We start from the raw sequence: 14098 nt of genomic DNA on the forward strand, positions 1-14098 counted from the left end.
CCCCGCGAGACCCATGCAGATCGCCGCACCCCAACTCACCGCCCAACTGCAGCGCGGGCTCAAGAGCCTGTACACCCTGCACGGCGACGAGCCCTTGCTGGTGCAGGAGGCGGCCGATGCGATCCGCGCGGTGGCGCGCGAGCAGGGCTACACCGAGCGCACGGTGCACACCGTGGCGGGCGCGCATTTCGATTGGGGCGAGGTGCTGGCCAGTGGCGGCTCGATCAGCCTGTTCGCCGACAAGCAGCTGATCGAGATCCGCATCCCTTCCGGCAAGCCGGGCAAGGACGGCTCGCAGGTGTTGCAGCAGATTGCCGAGGCTTCGCAGGGCAACGACAGCACGCTCACGCTGGTGCTGTTGCCGCGCCTGGACATGGCGACGCAGAAGGGCGCCTGGTTCGCCGCGCTGGAGAGTTTTGGCGCCACGGTGAAGCTGGACCCGGTGGACCGCAAGGCCTTGCCGCAGTGGATCGCGCAGCGCCTGCAGCAGCAGGGGCAACGCGTGGCCTCGGGCGAGGAGGGGCAGCGCACGCTGCAGTTCTTCGCCGACCGGGTGGAGGGCAACCTGCTGGCGGCGCACCAGGAGATCCAGAAGCTCGCGCTGTTGCATCCCGCGGGTGAGCTCAGCTTCGAGCAGGTGGAGGGGGCGGTGCTCAACGTGGCCCGCTACGACGCCTTCAAGCTGGCCGAGGCGGTGCTGGGGGGGCAGGTGCAGCGGGTGCAGCGCATGCTGGACGGTTTGCAGGCGGAGGGCGAGGCGCCGGTGTTGGTGCATTGGGCTTTGTCGGAAGACATCCGCACGCTGCACCGCATCCGCACCGCGATGGATGCGGGGCGGCCGTTGCCGATGGCTTTGCGCGAGAACCGGGTGTGGGGGGTGAAGGAGAAGCTCATGGAGCGGGCGATTCCTCTGCTCAGCATCGCCACCCTCTCGCGCTGGCTCGACGATGCGCACACGGTGGATGGCATCGTCAAGGGCCTCAAGGTGCCTACCTGGCCGGCCGATCCCTGGCAGGCTTTGCAACAGATGGCGATGAAGGTTTCTTTGGCCTGCTCGGTACGGTAGTTTTTCACTCCAAGGGGTTGGCGAGGTCGGGTGGTCCGGTCATGCTGGCGCCGGCCGCTCGCGGGCGACTGCCCGAGCGCGCAGACATCACTTCATCAACACCGGGTGAGCGCGCAAGCTTTTGTGGCAACCGCGAATGGGGCCAGCGCCCTCATGACCAAACCACCCGCCCCAAAGAAGTGGTGGCGTACCAAGCTGGGTGTGCCTACGTTGTTTCGCAGGACAGTGGCGGCGTCCGAATGCGCAGGCCCCCATTCGCGGTTGCCGCAGAGGGGGCGTGCCAACAACGGTGTTGACGAAGGGGAGGGGGCGGACCTAGGCAGACGCCCGCGAGCAGGGCCGGAGCAGTCGGATCCCGCCACTGGCCTGACGCGAGGTCTCAGTTAGAAACGCAATGAGAGCGACAAACCTCAAGCAGCCGAAGCACTGGACCGCAAAGCCGACTCCCGGAAATCGCTCGGCGACTGCCCCGTGTGCTCGCGAAACACGCGGCTGAAGTGGGCCCCATTGTTGAAGCCCCAGGAAAATGCGATCTCCGTGATCGTGCGATGCGCCCGCGAAGGATGCGCCAGCTCCCGCATGCAAGCCTGGATGCGCTGCCGCTGGATGTAATGCGCCAGCGTATCGTCCTCCGCGCTGAACGCCTTGTGCAGATGCCGCTTGCTGCAATTCAGCGCCTGCGCAATGTGGTCCAACGTCAAAGACGGATCGCGCAAATGCTGCCCGATGTGCTCACGGATGCGATCGCGAAACGCCTCCAGCTGCGTCGTGCCGTTCTCGCGCCCCGACAACTCCTGCAACGACAAACGCACCAACTCCACGATCAGCTCACCCGCCCCCCGCGCCGCGTTCTCGCTCATCCCCGGCAACTCCTGGTACGTCGTGCGCATCGTCTCCAGCGCCACCCGCGCGATCCCGCTCACGCCGCCCACATGCCGCGCCATCAAAGGCTCCAGCCGCAAACCGCGCTCCGCCAGCTGCTCCTTCGGCAACATCACGATCAAATGCTCCACCCGCTCCGGGTTCGCGATCTCGTAACTGCCCGTCGTGTCGTAAATCGCCCAGCCACCCGGCCGCACCCAGGCCTCGCGGTTGTGCTGCTGCACCCCCGCACTGCCTTGCCATGGCGCCACGATCTTCAGATAGGCCCGCTCGCTGCCCCGCGCCAGCTGCGGGCTGCGCAGCACCCGGTGCCGGTTCGCCTCCAGCTTGGTCAACACCACGTCGCCCGCGTGCGAGGCATGCATGTGGCCATCAAAACCCACGTCGCCATACAGGTCCGACTCCAGGCCCCCGAAATGCGTCCACACCCAGTCGCGCCAGATCGCCGCCCGCTCGCCCGGGGCGACGGCATCGGTGGTCATGGTGGATGACGGGGTGGGGGCGGTCATGGGCCGGATTATCGGGCGCGGTCCGCCCAGGCGCGGCGCGCGAGGTCAAGGGTTAACCCGAATCGGCGTGCACATTCCGACAAGCAGGCAGTGCACGGCCAGCATAGCGGCGCGCCCCGGTTCTCCCTACGATGCGGCTTGGTCCACCACAACTCCAGGAGACACACCATGGCCCATCCCAATCGCCGTCTGGTCATTCAAAGCGCCGCCGCCACGGTGGGCGCCATGTCCTTCGCGCCCCAGCTGCTCGCGCAATCCGCGCCCGTGCGCGTCGGCTACTCCATGTCGCGCACCGGCCCGTGGACGGGCGGTGCCCAGGTCAGCCAGGAACCCAACTACCTGCTGTGGGCCGAACAGCAGAACGCTGCGGGCGGCCTCGATGTGAAAGGCGTGCGCCGCAAGATCGAGCTCATCAGCAGCGACGACCGCAGCGACATGGAAACCGTCGTGCGCACCTACGAAAAACTCATGGGCAGCGACAAGGTCGACCTCGTCCTCCCGCCCTGGGGCAGCAACGCCAACTTCGCCGTCGCCCCGCTGGCGAACCGCCTGGGTTACCCCTTCCTCGCGCCCACCGCGCTCTCGCGCCGCCTGGCCGAGATGAAGTTGCCTTACTTCTTCCTCCTGCTGCAGCAGCCCAAGCCCATGTGCGACGCGCTGGTGGAGATGTTCAAGGCCAACGGCGTGAAGACCGTGGCCGTCGTCTACGTGGACGACCTCTTCGGGCTCGAAAACTACTCCGCCCTCAAGGTCGCGCTGCAAGGCACCGGCATCAACCTCGTGCAGGAAACCAGCTACCCCGGCGGCGTGAAAGACCTCTCGCCCACGCTGCGCAGCATCAAGGACAAGAACCCCGATGCCTTCGTCGGCTTCACCTACCCGCCCGACACCATCCTCGCCAGCCGCCAGGCCAAGGAAATCGGTTTCAACCCCAAGTTCTTCTACGCCTCGGTGGGCACCGCCTTCCCGCTCTACAAGAACGTCATGACCCCCGCCGGCGCCGAAGGCGTGCTCGGCATGGGCTCGTGGAACGGCAAGACCAGCCCGGGCGCCAAGGCCTACTTCGATGCCCACGTCGCCAGCCAGAAGAAGGAACCCGATCGCTGGGCCAGCGGCGCCTGCTGGGCCGGCCTGGAAATCCTCACCAACGCGGTGAAGGCGCAGGGCCTGGACCGCAAGGCCATCCGCGACTACGTCGCCAACACCACCCACAAAACCATCATCGGCGACATCAAGTTCAGCGGCAGCGAGAACGTGGGCACGCCCGGCACCGTGGGCCAGTGGCAGAACGGCGAGTTCGAGGTGGTGTGGCCGCAGAAGGTCGCCACCGCCAAGCTGAACCCCAGCAAACCGGCCTGGAAGTGATCACTTGTCTTTCTCTGCCTGGCTAGAACTCATCGCCTCCGGTCTCATCACCGGAGGCGTCTACGCACTCGTCGCGCTCGGGCTGAACCTTCAGTACGGGCTCATGCGCATCCTCAACATCGCGCACGGCGAATTCCTCATGGTGGGGGCCTTCCTCACCTGGATGGTGCAAACCTCCTTCGGCCTCTCGCCGCTGCTCATGATCCCGGTCTCGTTCGGCCTGCTGTTCGCGCTCGGCGTGGCGGTGCACTGGCTGTGCTTCCGCCGCCTCACCGCCACCTCGCCCAACCTCGACGTGTTCGAGGCCCGTGGCCTCATGGTCGCCTTCGGCCTCATGTTCCTGGTGCAGAACTTCATCTCCTACGTGTGGGGCGGTGACCTGCGCGGCTACGACTACCTCACGCAGCCGCTGGCCATTCCCCTGCCGGGTGGCAGCGCGCAGTTCGCCGTCAACAAGCTGGTGGTGTTCGGGTTGGCCCTGCTGTTCTCGGGCGCGCTCATCCTGCTGCTGCGCACCACGCTGCTGGGCAAGGGCGTGCGCGCCCTCATGCAGTCGCCCACCGGCGCGCAGCTGATGGGCATCAACACCAAGCGCCTGCACCCCATGATGTTCGGCATCGGCCTGGGCCTCTCGGGCGTGGCGGGCTGCCTGCTCTCCATGGCCTACACCATCAGCCCCTCCATGGGCGAGCCCTACACCGTCACCGCGCTCATCGTCATCACCCTCGGCGGCTTCGGCAGCATGGGCGGCGCGCTCGCGGGCGGCCTGCTGCTCGGCGTCATCGAAGCCCTGGGCATGCACTTCACCAACCCCTCACTCAAGGCCTTGCTGAGTTACGTCGTCTTCATCGGCGTGCTGTTGCTCCGGCCCGAAGGACTCTTCGCTCGAAAGAGTCGCAAAGCATGAATTCCCGCCAGTTCCTCATCCGCGACCTGCTGGTCCTCTTCGGCTTCGCCGGCTGGGCCGTGGCATTGCCCGGCTTCGCCAGCGAGTTCGTCGTCTCCATGGCGCTCACCTGCCTGATGTACGTCGCGCTCTCCTCCAGCTGGGCGCTCTTCTGCGGCACCACGCGCTACCTCTCGCTCGCCACCTCGGCCTTCTTTGGCATCGGCGCCTACGCCAGCGCCATCCTGCTCGAGAAAGTGTCCTGGGCGCAGGCCATCGGCCTGGGCGCGCTCATCGCGGCCGGCGTGGCGATCGTCATGGGCGCGGCCGTGCTGCACCTGCGCGGCACCTACTTCGCCGTGCTCACCTTCGGCATGACCGAGCTCATCCGCCACGCCATCAGCTACTTCGAAAAATCCGTCACCGGCACCGTGGGCCGCGTGCTCATGGTCGTGCCCGAGCGCGACACCATCTACTTCACCGTGCTGCTGCTCGCGGTGGGCACGGTGGCGCTCTCCATCGCCATCCGCCGCACCCGCTTCGGCCTGGCGATGCTCGGCATCGGCGCCGACGAACAGCGCGCGCAGACCCTGGGCGTGAACACCCGCCTCGTCAAGATCGCCGGCTTCGCGCTCACGGCGGCGGTGGCCGGCGCGGTGGGCGCGGCCATGTCGGTGCGCTGGACCTACATCGACCCGCACACCGTCTTCAACCCCTTCATCGGTTTCCAGACCGTGCTCATCGCCCTCATCGGTGGCGCGGCCACGCTCTGGGGCCCGCTCATCGCGGCCATCGTCTTCAGCGTGCTCGCCGAAACCCTGCGCCTGCAGGTGCCGCAGGTCTACATGATGTCGCTCGGCCTGCTGCTCATCCTCGCCGTGCTCTACCTGCCGGGCGGCCTGGCCTCGCTGCGCACCGACACCTTCCGCGGCTGGCGCGACGGCGCCAAGGCCTGGTGGGCGGACATCAAGGACGACCTGAGCGGCGAAACCAAACGCCGCAAGCAGCGCGAGAAAGACCAGCGGGAGCGCAGCCATGTCTACTGAACGGCAAGCCCTGCTCGACGCCCGCGACGTCACCGTGCGCTTCGGCGGCCTCACGGCGGTGGACGCCGTCAGCGCGCGCTTCCTGCCCGGTGAGCTGGTCGGCATCATCGGCCCCAACGGCGCCGGCAAGACCACCTTCTTCAACGCCATCTCGGGCGTGACCAAGCCCACCAGCGGCGCGCTCTCGGTGCAGGGGCGCGAACTCGCCGGCCAGGGCCCGCACCGCTTCGCCGCCAATGGCCTGGCGCGCACCTTCCAGACGCCGCGCGTCTTCGGCGACATGGCCGTGCGCGACAACATCGCCTTCGGCCTCAAGTTCGCCGGCCGCCGCCCGCGCAAGTACATCCTGTGGGGCGAAGAAGCCTCGGTGCCCTGGGTGCTGCGCACGCCGGAAAGCATCCTCGGCCTCATCGGCCTGAGCGCGCAGGCCGATCTGCCCGCCGCCGCCATCACGCCCTCGCAACAGCGCCTGCTGGAAATCGGCATGGCCCTGGCGACGCGCCCGCGCTTGCTGCTGCTCGACGAAGTGGCCGCCGGCCTCACCGAAAACGAGGTGGAGGACATGGCGCGCCTCATCCGCCGCCTGCGCGACGAACTCGACCTCACCGTGGTCTGGATCGAGCACGCCGTCACCACCCTGCTGCGCCACGTGGAGCGCGTGATCGTGCTGCACCAGGGCCGCAAGATCGCCGACGGCACGCCCGCCGAAGTGGTGCGCAACGCCGAAGTGATCGAGGCCTACCTGGGCGACGAGATGAACGAAGCAGCAGAAGAAGAGGCCGCCGCATGATGTGGTACCGACCCACCCCCTTCGAATTCGGCGGCGGCGCGCGCGCGCGCCTCAAGGTCGACGGCCTGTCCGCCGGCTACGGCGCCTTCCTCGTGCTGCGCGGCATCAAGCTCGACATTCAGCCTGGCCTCACCGTCGTGCTCGGCCCCAACGGCGCGGGCAAGACCACGCTGCTCAAGGCGCTCAACGGTCTCATCCCGCGCAGCGGCACCGTGCTGCTCGACGGCCAGGAACTCGCCGAAAAAACCCACGAGATCGTGCAGGCCGGCGTGGCCCTGGTGCCCGAAGGCCGGCAGCTGTTCCCGCAGATGACCGTGACGGAAAACCTCGAACTCGGCGGCTGGCTCGTGCCCAAGGCCGCGCGCGCCCAACGGCTCGAACAGGCCTTCGCCGACTTCCCCAAACTCAAGGAACGCGCCACGCAACTCGCCGGCACCATGAGCGGCGGCGAACAGCAGATGGTGGCCGTGGCCCGCGCCATGATGTGCGCGCCGCGCCTGCTCATGCTCGACGAGCCCTCGCTCGGCCTCGCGCCGCGCATGGTCGATGAGCTGCTCGCCATCGTGCGCCGCATCGCCGACGCCGGCACCACCGTGCTCATGGTCGAACAGAACGTGAAGAAGGCCCTCGCCGTCGCCGACCGGGGCTACGTGCTCGAACGCGGCACGCTCGTCGCCAGCGGCCCCGCGAAACTGCTCGCGCGCTCCACCGTCATCCGCGAGGCCTACCTCGGCGCCGACAAAGACCCCGCCAGCGGCACCACCAGCGCGGCCGACGCCGTGCAACGCCGCAAGGCCGTGGCCGTGGCTGCCGCCACCCATTGAACAACCCAAACACCCAGGAGAAAACCCGATGTCCGACCTGTCCATGCTCATCAACGGCCTCAAAGTCACGGCCGAAAAGGGCGCCACCTTCGAACGCCGCAACCCGCTGGATGGCAGCGTCGCCACCCGCGCCCCCGCCGCCAGCCCGGCCGACGCCGTGATGGCCGTGGAAGCCGCCGCCGAAGCCTTCAAGACCTGGAGCGAAACCGGCCCCAACGAGCGCCGCGCCCTGCTGCTCAAGGCCGCCGACGCGCTCGAAGCCAAGCTGCCCCAGTTCATCGAAGCCGTGGCCGCCGAAACCGGCGCCACCGGCATGTGGGCCGGCTTCAACAACATGCTCGCCGCCAGCATGATCCGCGAGGCCGCGTCCCTCACCACGCAAGTGGCCGGCGAGGTCATCCCGTCCGACGTGCCCGGCTCGCTCGCCATGGGCGTGCGCCAGCCCGCCGGCGTGGTGCTCGGCATCGCGCCGTGGAACGCGCCCATCATCCTCGGCGTGCGCGCCATCTGCGTGCCCCTGGCCTGCGGCAACACCGTCATCTTCAAAGGCAGCGAAAACTGCCCGCGCACCCACCAGCTCATCGTCGAATCGTTCCAGGACGCGGGCTTCCCCCCTGGCGTGGTGAACTACATCACCAACGCCCCGGCCGACGCCGGCGCCGTGGTCGAAGCCATGGTGGCCCACCCCGCCGTGCGCCGCGTGAACTTCACCGGCTCCACCAAGGTCGGCAAGATCATCGCCATGACCTGCGCGAAATACCTGAAGCCCGTGGTGCTGGAGCTGGGCGGCAAGGCCCCCATGGTCATCCTCGACGACGCCAACATCGAAGACGCCGTCAACGGCGCGGCCTTCGGCTGTTTCGCCAACAGCGGCCAGATCTGCATGAGCACCGAGCGCCTCATCGTCGACCAGAAAATCGCCGACGAATTCGTGAAGAAATTCAGCGACAAGGCCAAGGCCCTGCCGCTGGGCGATCCGCGCAAGCCCGAGCCCGTGGTGCTCGGCTCCGTCATCGGCCAGGGCACGGTGGACCACTGCAACGCCCTCATCGACGATGCCCTCGCCAAAGGCGCCAAGCTGCTCTGCGGTGGCAAGGCCGACAGCACCCTCATGCCCGCCACCGTGCTCGACCACGTGACGCCCGCCATGCGCATCTACCACGAGGAAACGTTTGGCCCCGTGAAATGCGTGGTGCGCGTGAACGGCGTGGAAGAGGCCATTGCCTGCGCCAACGACAACGAGTACGGCCTGTCGTCCGCCGTGTTCGGCGGCGACATCGCGCGCGCCTTCAACGTGGCGCGCAAGATCGATTCCGGCATCTGCCACGTGAACGGCCCCACTGTGCACGACGAGGCGCAGATGCCGTTTGGCGGCGTGAAGGGCTCGGGGATCGGGCGCTTTGGCGGCAAGGCGGGGATCAATGAGTTCACCGAGCTGCGGTGGATCACGATGCAGACGACGCCTAGGCACTATCCGTTCTGAAGGCTGGGCTTGTGCTGGGAAAGGCCTTGATCTCATCAAGGCGGGTAGCCCCTCGGGCGTAGTCGTCAAATGACAGCTTCAGACAGAGGCGAGCCGTTCAACAGTCCCACTAGCTTTCCCGACTTGCTTAGGTCCGTCGCTTCAAGGGAAGAGCCGCAGTCGACTATTTGAAGTAGTCACCCGTCTATCCGATCACGAGGCCAATTGTGTGACGTCATGGTGACTAAAAGGTTAGATTGGATTTTGTTTTACGACCACCGGGACAAAGATTGCATCGGGGTTTGACTCCTTCAGTTCAAATTTAAGCGTACCGCTCACCAGCCCCTCACTATTCCTCCGGATGATCGTAGTGTGCTTTTTAAGCGCTACACCCTGGTGACTTAACCAACGAAGGACGCGGCCCACTTCCTCCTTGATGAGTGGTTCCCCGTTTGCTCCATGAAACCGGTTGAAATAGTGCTCAATAGAGCCTGCGACGATGTCCGGGGCACTAAGCAAATCAAGAAATTCTGCAGTTTTTTCTTTGAATGGAACAGCCCCTCCAATAGTTGAGAATTTATGTTTGCAATAATGTCGGAGGAGGTTTTCGAATAAATTTAGCACATCCATGAAGCGCTCGCCCGTAGGTGCAATAGAGTCATTGTCCGTCATCCAAATTATTTTTTGCCCGGGTCTCGATAGAAGTGCAACTAAATAGGCGACAAAGTGAGTAATGCGCAAAATTTTCTCGGCAACTTCTCGGCTTCCATCTTCCGAATCCATTTTCAAAGAGAGTTTTTGTTGCGAAATCGAGTGTCGACTTGTGGTCGGCTCCGAATATGGATTTGGCAGATTTTTCAATCACAACTGTTAATAGGTAGCCATTGACATAGTTGCTGAGATTTTTTAGATACCTATCTAGTGATCTGTGAATAGGGCCGTATCGAAGATCTTTAAACGCAATTTCTTTAAACGGAGTGTTTAGACCGACATCATTGCGCAATGCCTCCATTTCCCTGGTGAAAAGCCCTGTTTGATTCCAAGCGCAGATCAAAAAACTATAGGTGAGATACTTGCTATCATGACTTTCTCCACCGTAGTCGGAGAAAATGGCGATGCTTTCATTGTTATCCCTAATGTTGGGTAGCAGCAGTTCGCACCGTTCTTCCAGTGCCAGGAGTTGCCTCTGAAACTCTCGAATGAACCAAGGATAGTCATCAGTATCGGGAACAATAGAAAGATTCACGTTGTGCAATGTCATTTGCGCAGCGAAATCTGACAAATCCTTAGGGACGGCGCGATTCACGGATCCTCCTGAAAGCCTTAGGTGAATTTCCGATTAAGAGCAACACTGATCGAGTTAAAGAAGTTCACTCTTGGTTGACGGCAACCATCCTAGCTGATGATGGAGCCAAGCCGGAGCGCAAAGGGGCGAGTTGAGCTATCTATCCTTTAAAGAGCTCCACTCGCTTCAGGCGTCTACATGGAAGAGTCCAGTGGCTCATGGCGCACAGTATTTACGGGTTGGCTCGAATGCTTTCTGGTTGCTCGCCTAGCTATACTCCGCCGTCGCGCCAAAACAGGCGTGACCTGGTTGGGAAGCCAGAAAAACAACCGCTGCGTCGAGCCGTCGCCTTCATCACAAAGGAGGGGGCGGTTGTCATCAACCGACCGCAGGAAGCCCACCCATGGCAAAAGCCAAAACCCCTCGCCGCGCATCCACCCGTGCCCAAGCCGAGCAACTCTTCACCCATCTCCTCGCCCTCGTCGTCCAGACCAACGAACAGGTGGGGCAGCTGTCGCTGCTCATGGACACGCGCGCTTCGCTGGAAGACCCGCTCGTGGAGCCGGTGAAGCGAGGTGTTCAGAACGCCGCGCCGCCAGACGTGCAGCGCGCCGTGCTCAAGCAGACACTCAACGACGAGATGCGGCGCCAGCTCAAGGTGTTGTCGCTCACCGTCGACGCGCTGTACGACTGTGCGGACAAGGTGACGAGCCTGGAGATCTGATCGGCGGCCCGGCGCGGCTGCCTGCGGGTATCCTCTGCTCCGCATCCAGGAGACACCTCACCATGCGGATATTGCTCGCCGAAGACGATGCCGATCTTGGCAACTGGCTCACCAAGGCCCTGGCGCAGAACGGTTTCCTGATCGACTGGGTGAACGACGGTCGCCTGGTCCGCCGCAGCCTCAAGGCCACGCGCTACGACGCGCTGATCCTGGACCTGGGCCTGCCCGGGGTGGAGGGCCACGACGTGTTGGCCGATCTGCGCGAGGCGGACCAGCGCCTGCCCGTGCTGATCCTCACCGCGCGCGATTCCTTGATGGAGCGCGTGAGCTGCCTGCACGGCGGGGCCGACGATTTCCTGGCCAAGCCTTTTGAACTCGCGGAGCTGGAAGCCCGGTTGACGGCGCTGATCCGGCGTTCGCACGGGGTGGACCACGCGCGCTTCGCGTGCGGCCCCTTGAGCTACGACAGCGCGAGCCGGCAGTTCCGCCTGCAGCAGGAGGTGTTGACCTTCACGCCGCGCGAGCACGCGGTGATGCGCGCGCTGATCCAGCACAGCGGCGAGCCGCTGTCCAAGCGCGAGCTGGTGGAGCGCGTGTTTTCCGATGAGAGCGACGTGCACCCCGAGGCGATCGAGGTGCTGGTGCACCGCCTGCGCAAGCGGTTGGAGGCTTCGCCGGTGCGCATCACCACGCTGCGCGGCATGGGCTACCTGCTGGAATGCGCGCCATGAAGCCGCCCCGGCGCTGGCTGCGGTCGAGCATCCGGCGGGCGCTGCTGGTGGTGCTGATTCCGGGCATGTTGCTGGTGTTCTCGGCCGAGCTGTGGCTGGCCTGGCGCACGGCCAGCGACGCGGCGGACGCGGCTTACGACCGCTCGTTGCTGGGCGCGGTGAAGTCGATCGACTCGAGCATTTCCACCGCGAGCGGTGGCCTGGGTGTGGAGCTGCCGTACCGCATGCTGGAGTTCTTCGAGCTGACCGCCAACGGCAAGGTGTATTACCGCGTGGCCTCGGAAGACGGCCTGGTGGAGATCGGCAGCCCGGGGCTGCCCGCGCCGCCCCAGCCTTTGAAAACCGGTGTGCCCCAGTTCTACGACGGTGAGTATTTCGGCGAGGCGGTGCGCGTGGGCAGCTACGCGCGCGAGCTGTCGCCGCCGCTCACGGGCGAGGCGGGCTCGCAGCGCGTGGTGATCCAGGTGGCCGAGACGCTGGAGGCGCGCAACGATTTTCAGGACGCGCTGGTGATGCAGTCGGTGGCGCGCGACTTTTTTCTGGTGGTGGTGGCGAGCGCCTTGTTCGGCCTCACCATCGCCTGGGCACTGCAGCCGCTGGCACGCCTGCGGCAGGACGTGGAGTCGCGCTCGCCGCAAGACCTCACGCCGATCGCGAGCGACGACGTGCCGGCCGAGCTGCTGCCGCTGGTGGGCGCGATCAACCACCACGTGGAGCGCAACCGCGCGCAGAGCGAGCAGCAGAGGCGTTTCGTGGACGACGCGTCGCACCAGCTGCGCACGCCGTTGACCACGCTGTCCACGCAGGTGGCCTATGCGCTGCGCGAAGACGACCCGGCCGCGCTGCGCACGGTGGTGGACGACATCCGCTCGCAGCTGGACGAGACCATCCGCCAGACCAACCAGATGCTGGCGATCGCCAAGGCCGACAGCGCGCCGCCCGCGCCCGAAGCGCTGGACGCGGTGGTGATGGCCGAAGACCTGATGCGCCGCTGGTGGCCGGTGGCGCGGCAGCAGGGGGTGGACCTGGGCCTGCACGCGCCCATCGCACGCTGCCGTTCCAGGGCGAGCCCGCGCTGTTGAACGAGGCTTTGTCGAACCTGTTGCACAACGCGATCCGCCATGGGGGTGAGGGCAGCCACGTCACGCTGTTCCTGGGCGGCGAGGGAGGGCAGGTGTGTTTCAGCGTGGTGGACGATGGGCCGGGCATGCCGGCGGAGGAGCTGCAGCGCGCCGGGGGAGCGGTTCTTTCGGGGCGGCGGTGGCCGGCAGTTGCCGGGCTCGGGCCTGGGTCTGTCCATCGCGCGCTCGGTGGTGCTGCGCCACGGGGGCACGATGCAGGTGCGGCCCGGCCCCGATGGGCGCGGGCTGGTGGTGGTGCTGGCCTTGCCTGCGGAGTTTGCGGGTTAACCCTTGGAGATTCGCGGTTGCGCTGAAAGCGTCTTGAAAGTGCGCGTTTTTTACAGTGGCCTGCCACGCCGAGATTGCGCGGGCATTCAGCCATCGAACCGCCCTACCGAGGAGACACTCTCATGAAATTTCCCACCCGCCTTCTTCTGGCGATGACCGCCTTCGCGACGGGCGCCCTGTCGGCGCACGCGGCCGGCGCCCTGGAGAAAACCGAGTGCATCGCACCCGCCAAACCCGGCGGCGGTTTTGACCTGACCTGCAAGCTGGTGCAGAGCACGCTGGTGGACGGCAAGTTCATCGCCGACCCGATGCGCGTGACCTACATGCCCGGCGGCATCGGCGCGGTGGCCTACAACACCGTGATCGCCCAGCGCCCCGACAGCGCCAACACCATCATCGCCTTCTCCGGCGGCTCGCTGCTGAACCTGGCGCAAGGCAAGTTCGGCCGCTACACCGAGAACGACGTGCGCTGGCTCTCCGCCATCGGCACCGACTACGGCGCGGTGGTGGTGGCCGAAGGGTCGCCGTTCAAATCCCTGAAGGACGTGATGGCCGCGATGAAGGCCGACCCCACCAAGGTGGTGCTGGGCGCGGGCGGCACGGTGGGCAGCCAGGACTGGATGAAGGCCGCGCTGACCGCGCGCGCCGGTGGCGTCAACCCCAAGTCCATGCGCTATGTGGCGTTCGAAGGCGGCGGCGAGGCGCTCACGGCCTTGCAGGGCGGCCACATCCACGTGTTCACGGGCGACGCGGCCGAGGCCCAGCAGCAGATCAAGGCGGGCGCCAAGGTGCGCATCCTCGCGGTGATGCACGACAAGCGCCTGAGCGGCGACATGGCGAACATCCCCACCGCGACCGAGCAGGGCTTCGACGTGCAGTGGCCCATCATCCGCGGCTTCTACCTGGGCCCCAAGGTCAGCGACGCGGACTACAAGGTCTGGGTCGACACCTTCAACAAGATGATGGCCACGCCGGCCTACAACGCGATGCGCGCGGAGCGCGGCCTGTTCCCGCTCGCGATGACGGGGGCCGAGCTGGACGCGTATGTGAAGAAGCAGGTGGCGGGCTACCGCAAACTCGCCGACGAGTTCGGGCTGGCCACCACGCCCGCCAAGTAAG

General features: G+C 65.6%; 15 protein-coding genes and 1 pseudogene. 13 read left to right on the plus strand and 3 right to left on the minus strand.

Annotated features, from left to right (window positions below):
* The first annotated feature begins 13 nt into the window (after window positions 1–13).
* Complete coding sequence (holA, locus tag ACFJGX_RS06600; protein WP_382322239.1) at window positions 14–1066, plus strand: DNA polymerase III subunit delta; 1053 nt, start codon at window positions 14–16, stop codon at window positions 1064–1066.
* Window positions 1067–1476: 410 nt separating this feature from the next.
* Here the strand turns inward: holA and ACFJGX_RS06605 are convergent, their stop codons facing one another.
* A complete protein-coding gene (locus tag ACFJGX_RS06605; RefSeq protein ID WP_382328052.1) occupies window positions 1477–2457 on the minus strand; it encodes a helix-turn-helix domain-containing protein in 981 nt (326 codons plus the stop codon).
* Between the two features lie 168 nt (window positions 2458–2625).
* Between ACFJGX_RS06605 and ACFJGX_RS06610 the strand changes: the two genes are divergently transcribed.
* Genes ACFJGX_RS06610 through ACFJGX_RS06635 form a run of 6 tightly spaced genes read left to right on the plus strand, consistent with a single transcriptional unit; the run spans window position 2626 to window position 8851 of the window.
* Window positions 2626–3822, plus strand: a complete 1197-nt coding sequence (locus ACFJGX_RS06610) for an amino acid ABC transporter substrate-binding protein (protein WP_382328054.1) — start codon at window positions 2626–2628, stop codon at window positions 3820–3822.
* A gap of 4 nt (window positions 3823–3826) precedes the next feature.
* Window positions 3827–4729, plus strand: a complete 903-nt coding sequence (locus ACFJGX_RS06615; RefSeq protein ID WP_382322238.1) for a branched-chain amino acid ABC transporter permease — start codon at window positions 3827–3829, stop codon at window positions 4727–4729.
* Window positions 4726–5754 carry a branched-chain amino acid ABC transporter permease gene (locus ACFJGX_RS06620; RefSeq protein WP_382328056.1) on the plus strand — a complete coding sequence of 343 codons (1029 nt, stop codon included), beginning with the start codon at window positions 4726–4728 and terminating at the stop codon, window positions 5752–5754. Before ACFJGX_RS06615 ends, ACFJGX_RS06620 begins: the two co-directional genes overlap by 4 nt.
* On the plus strand, window positions 5744–6544 hold the full coding sequence (locus tag ACFJGX_RS06625) for an ABC transporter ATP-binding protein (protein ID WP_382322237.1): 801 nt from the start codon (window positions 5744–5746) through the stop codon (window positions 6542–6544). Before ACFJGX_RS06620 ends, ACFJGX_RS06625 begins: the two co-directional genes overlap by 11 nt.
* Window positions 6541–7368, plus strand: a complete 828-nt coding sequence (locus ACFJGX_RS06630) for an ABC transporter ATP-binding protein (protein ID WP_382322236.1) — start codon at window positions 6541–6543, stop codon at window positions 7366–7368. Before ACFJGX_RS06625 ends, ACFJGX_RS06630 begins: the two co-directional genes overlap by 4 nt.
* Before the next feature lie 28 nt (window positions 7369–7396).
* On the plus strand, window positions 7397–8851 hold the full coding sequence (locus ACFJGX_RS06635; RefSeq protein WP_382328058.1) for an aldehyde dehydrogenase: 1455 nt from the start codon (window positions 7397–7399) through the stop codon (window positions 8849–8851).
* Between the two features lie 231 nt (window positions 8852–9082).
* Here ACFJGX_RS06635 and ACFJGX_RS06640 read toward each other — a convergent pair whose 3' ends face one another.
* Both ACFJGX_RS06640 and ACFJGX_RS06645 read right to left on the minus strand, forming a co-directional pair.
* A complete protein-coding gene (locus ACFJGX_RS06640; protein WP_382328060.1) occupies window positions 9083–9502 on the minus strand; it encodes a hypothetical protein in 420 nt (139 codons plus the stop codon).
* Window positions 9489–10136 (minus strand): hypothetical protein, encoded by a 648-nt coding sequence (locus tag ACFJGX_RS06645; RefSeq protein WP_382328062.1) that lies wholly within the window; start codon window positions 10134–10136, stop codon window positions 9489–9491. The genes ACFJGX_RS06640 and ACFJGX_RS06645 overlap by 14 nt, the downstream gene beginning before the upstream one ends.
* Before the next feature lie 382 nt (window positions 10137–10518).
* On the opposite strand from ACFJGX_RS06645, the gene ACFJGX_RS06650 reads away from it, so the two are divergent.
* The 6 genes and pseudogenes from ACFJGX_RS06650 to ACFJGX_RS06675 all read left to right on the plus strand — a co-directional run bounded on the left by ACFJGX_RS06650 (window position 10519) and on the right by ACFJGX_RS06675 (window position 14097).
* Window positions 10519–10839, plus strand: a complete 321-nt coding sequence (locus ACFJGX_RS06650) for a hypothetical protein (RefSeq protein WP_382322234.1) — start codon at window positions 10519–10521, stop codon at window positions 10837–10839.
* A 62-nt stretch (window positions 10840–10901) separates the two neighbouring features.
* Window positions 10902–11570 (plus strand): response regulator, encoded by a 669-nt coding sequence (locus ACFJGX_RS06655; protein ID WP_382153229.1) that lies wholly within the window; start codon window positions 10902–10904, stop codon window positions 11568–11570.
* Window positions 11567–12652 carry a sensor histidine kinase N-terminal domain-containing protein gene (locus ACFJGX_RS06660; RefSeq protein WP_382328064.1) on the plus strand — a complete coding sequence of 362 codons (1086 nt, stop codon included), beginning with the start codon at window positions 11567–11569 and terminating at the stop codon, window positions 12650–12652. The genes ACFJGX_RS06655 and ACFJGX_RS06660 overlap by 4 nt, the downstream gene beginning before the upstream one ends.
* Window positions 12565–12744: pseudogene (locus tag ACFJGX_RS06665) on the plus strand (hypothetical protein); the annotation flags it as partial. The gene ACFJGX_RS06660 and the pseudogene ACFJGX_RS06665, both read left to right, overlap by 88 nt.
* A 97-nt stretch (window positions 12745–12841) precedes the next feature.
* On the plus strand, window positions 12842–12979 hold the full coding sequence (locus ACFJGX_RS06670) for an ATP-binding protein (RefSeq protein WP_382328066.1): 138 nt from the start codon (window positions 12842–12844) through the stop codon (window positions 12977–12979).
* 122 nt (window positions 12980–13101) lie between these two features.
* Window positions 13102–14097 (plus strand): Bug family tripartite tricarboxylate transporter substrate binding protein, encoded by a 996-nt coding sequence (locus tag ACFJGX_RS06675; RefSeq protein WP_382153236.1) that lies wholly within the window; start codon window positions 13102–13104, stop codon window positions 14095–14097.
* The last annotated feature ends 1 nt before the right edge of the window (window position 14098 follow it).

This window comes from Hydrogenophaga sp. UC242_50, assembly GCF_042697355.1.
GTDB lineage: Bacteria > Pseudomonadota > Gammaproteobacteria > Burkholderiales > Burkholderiaceae_C > Hydrogenophaga.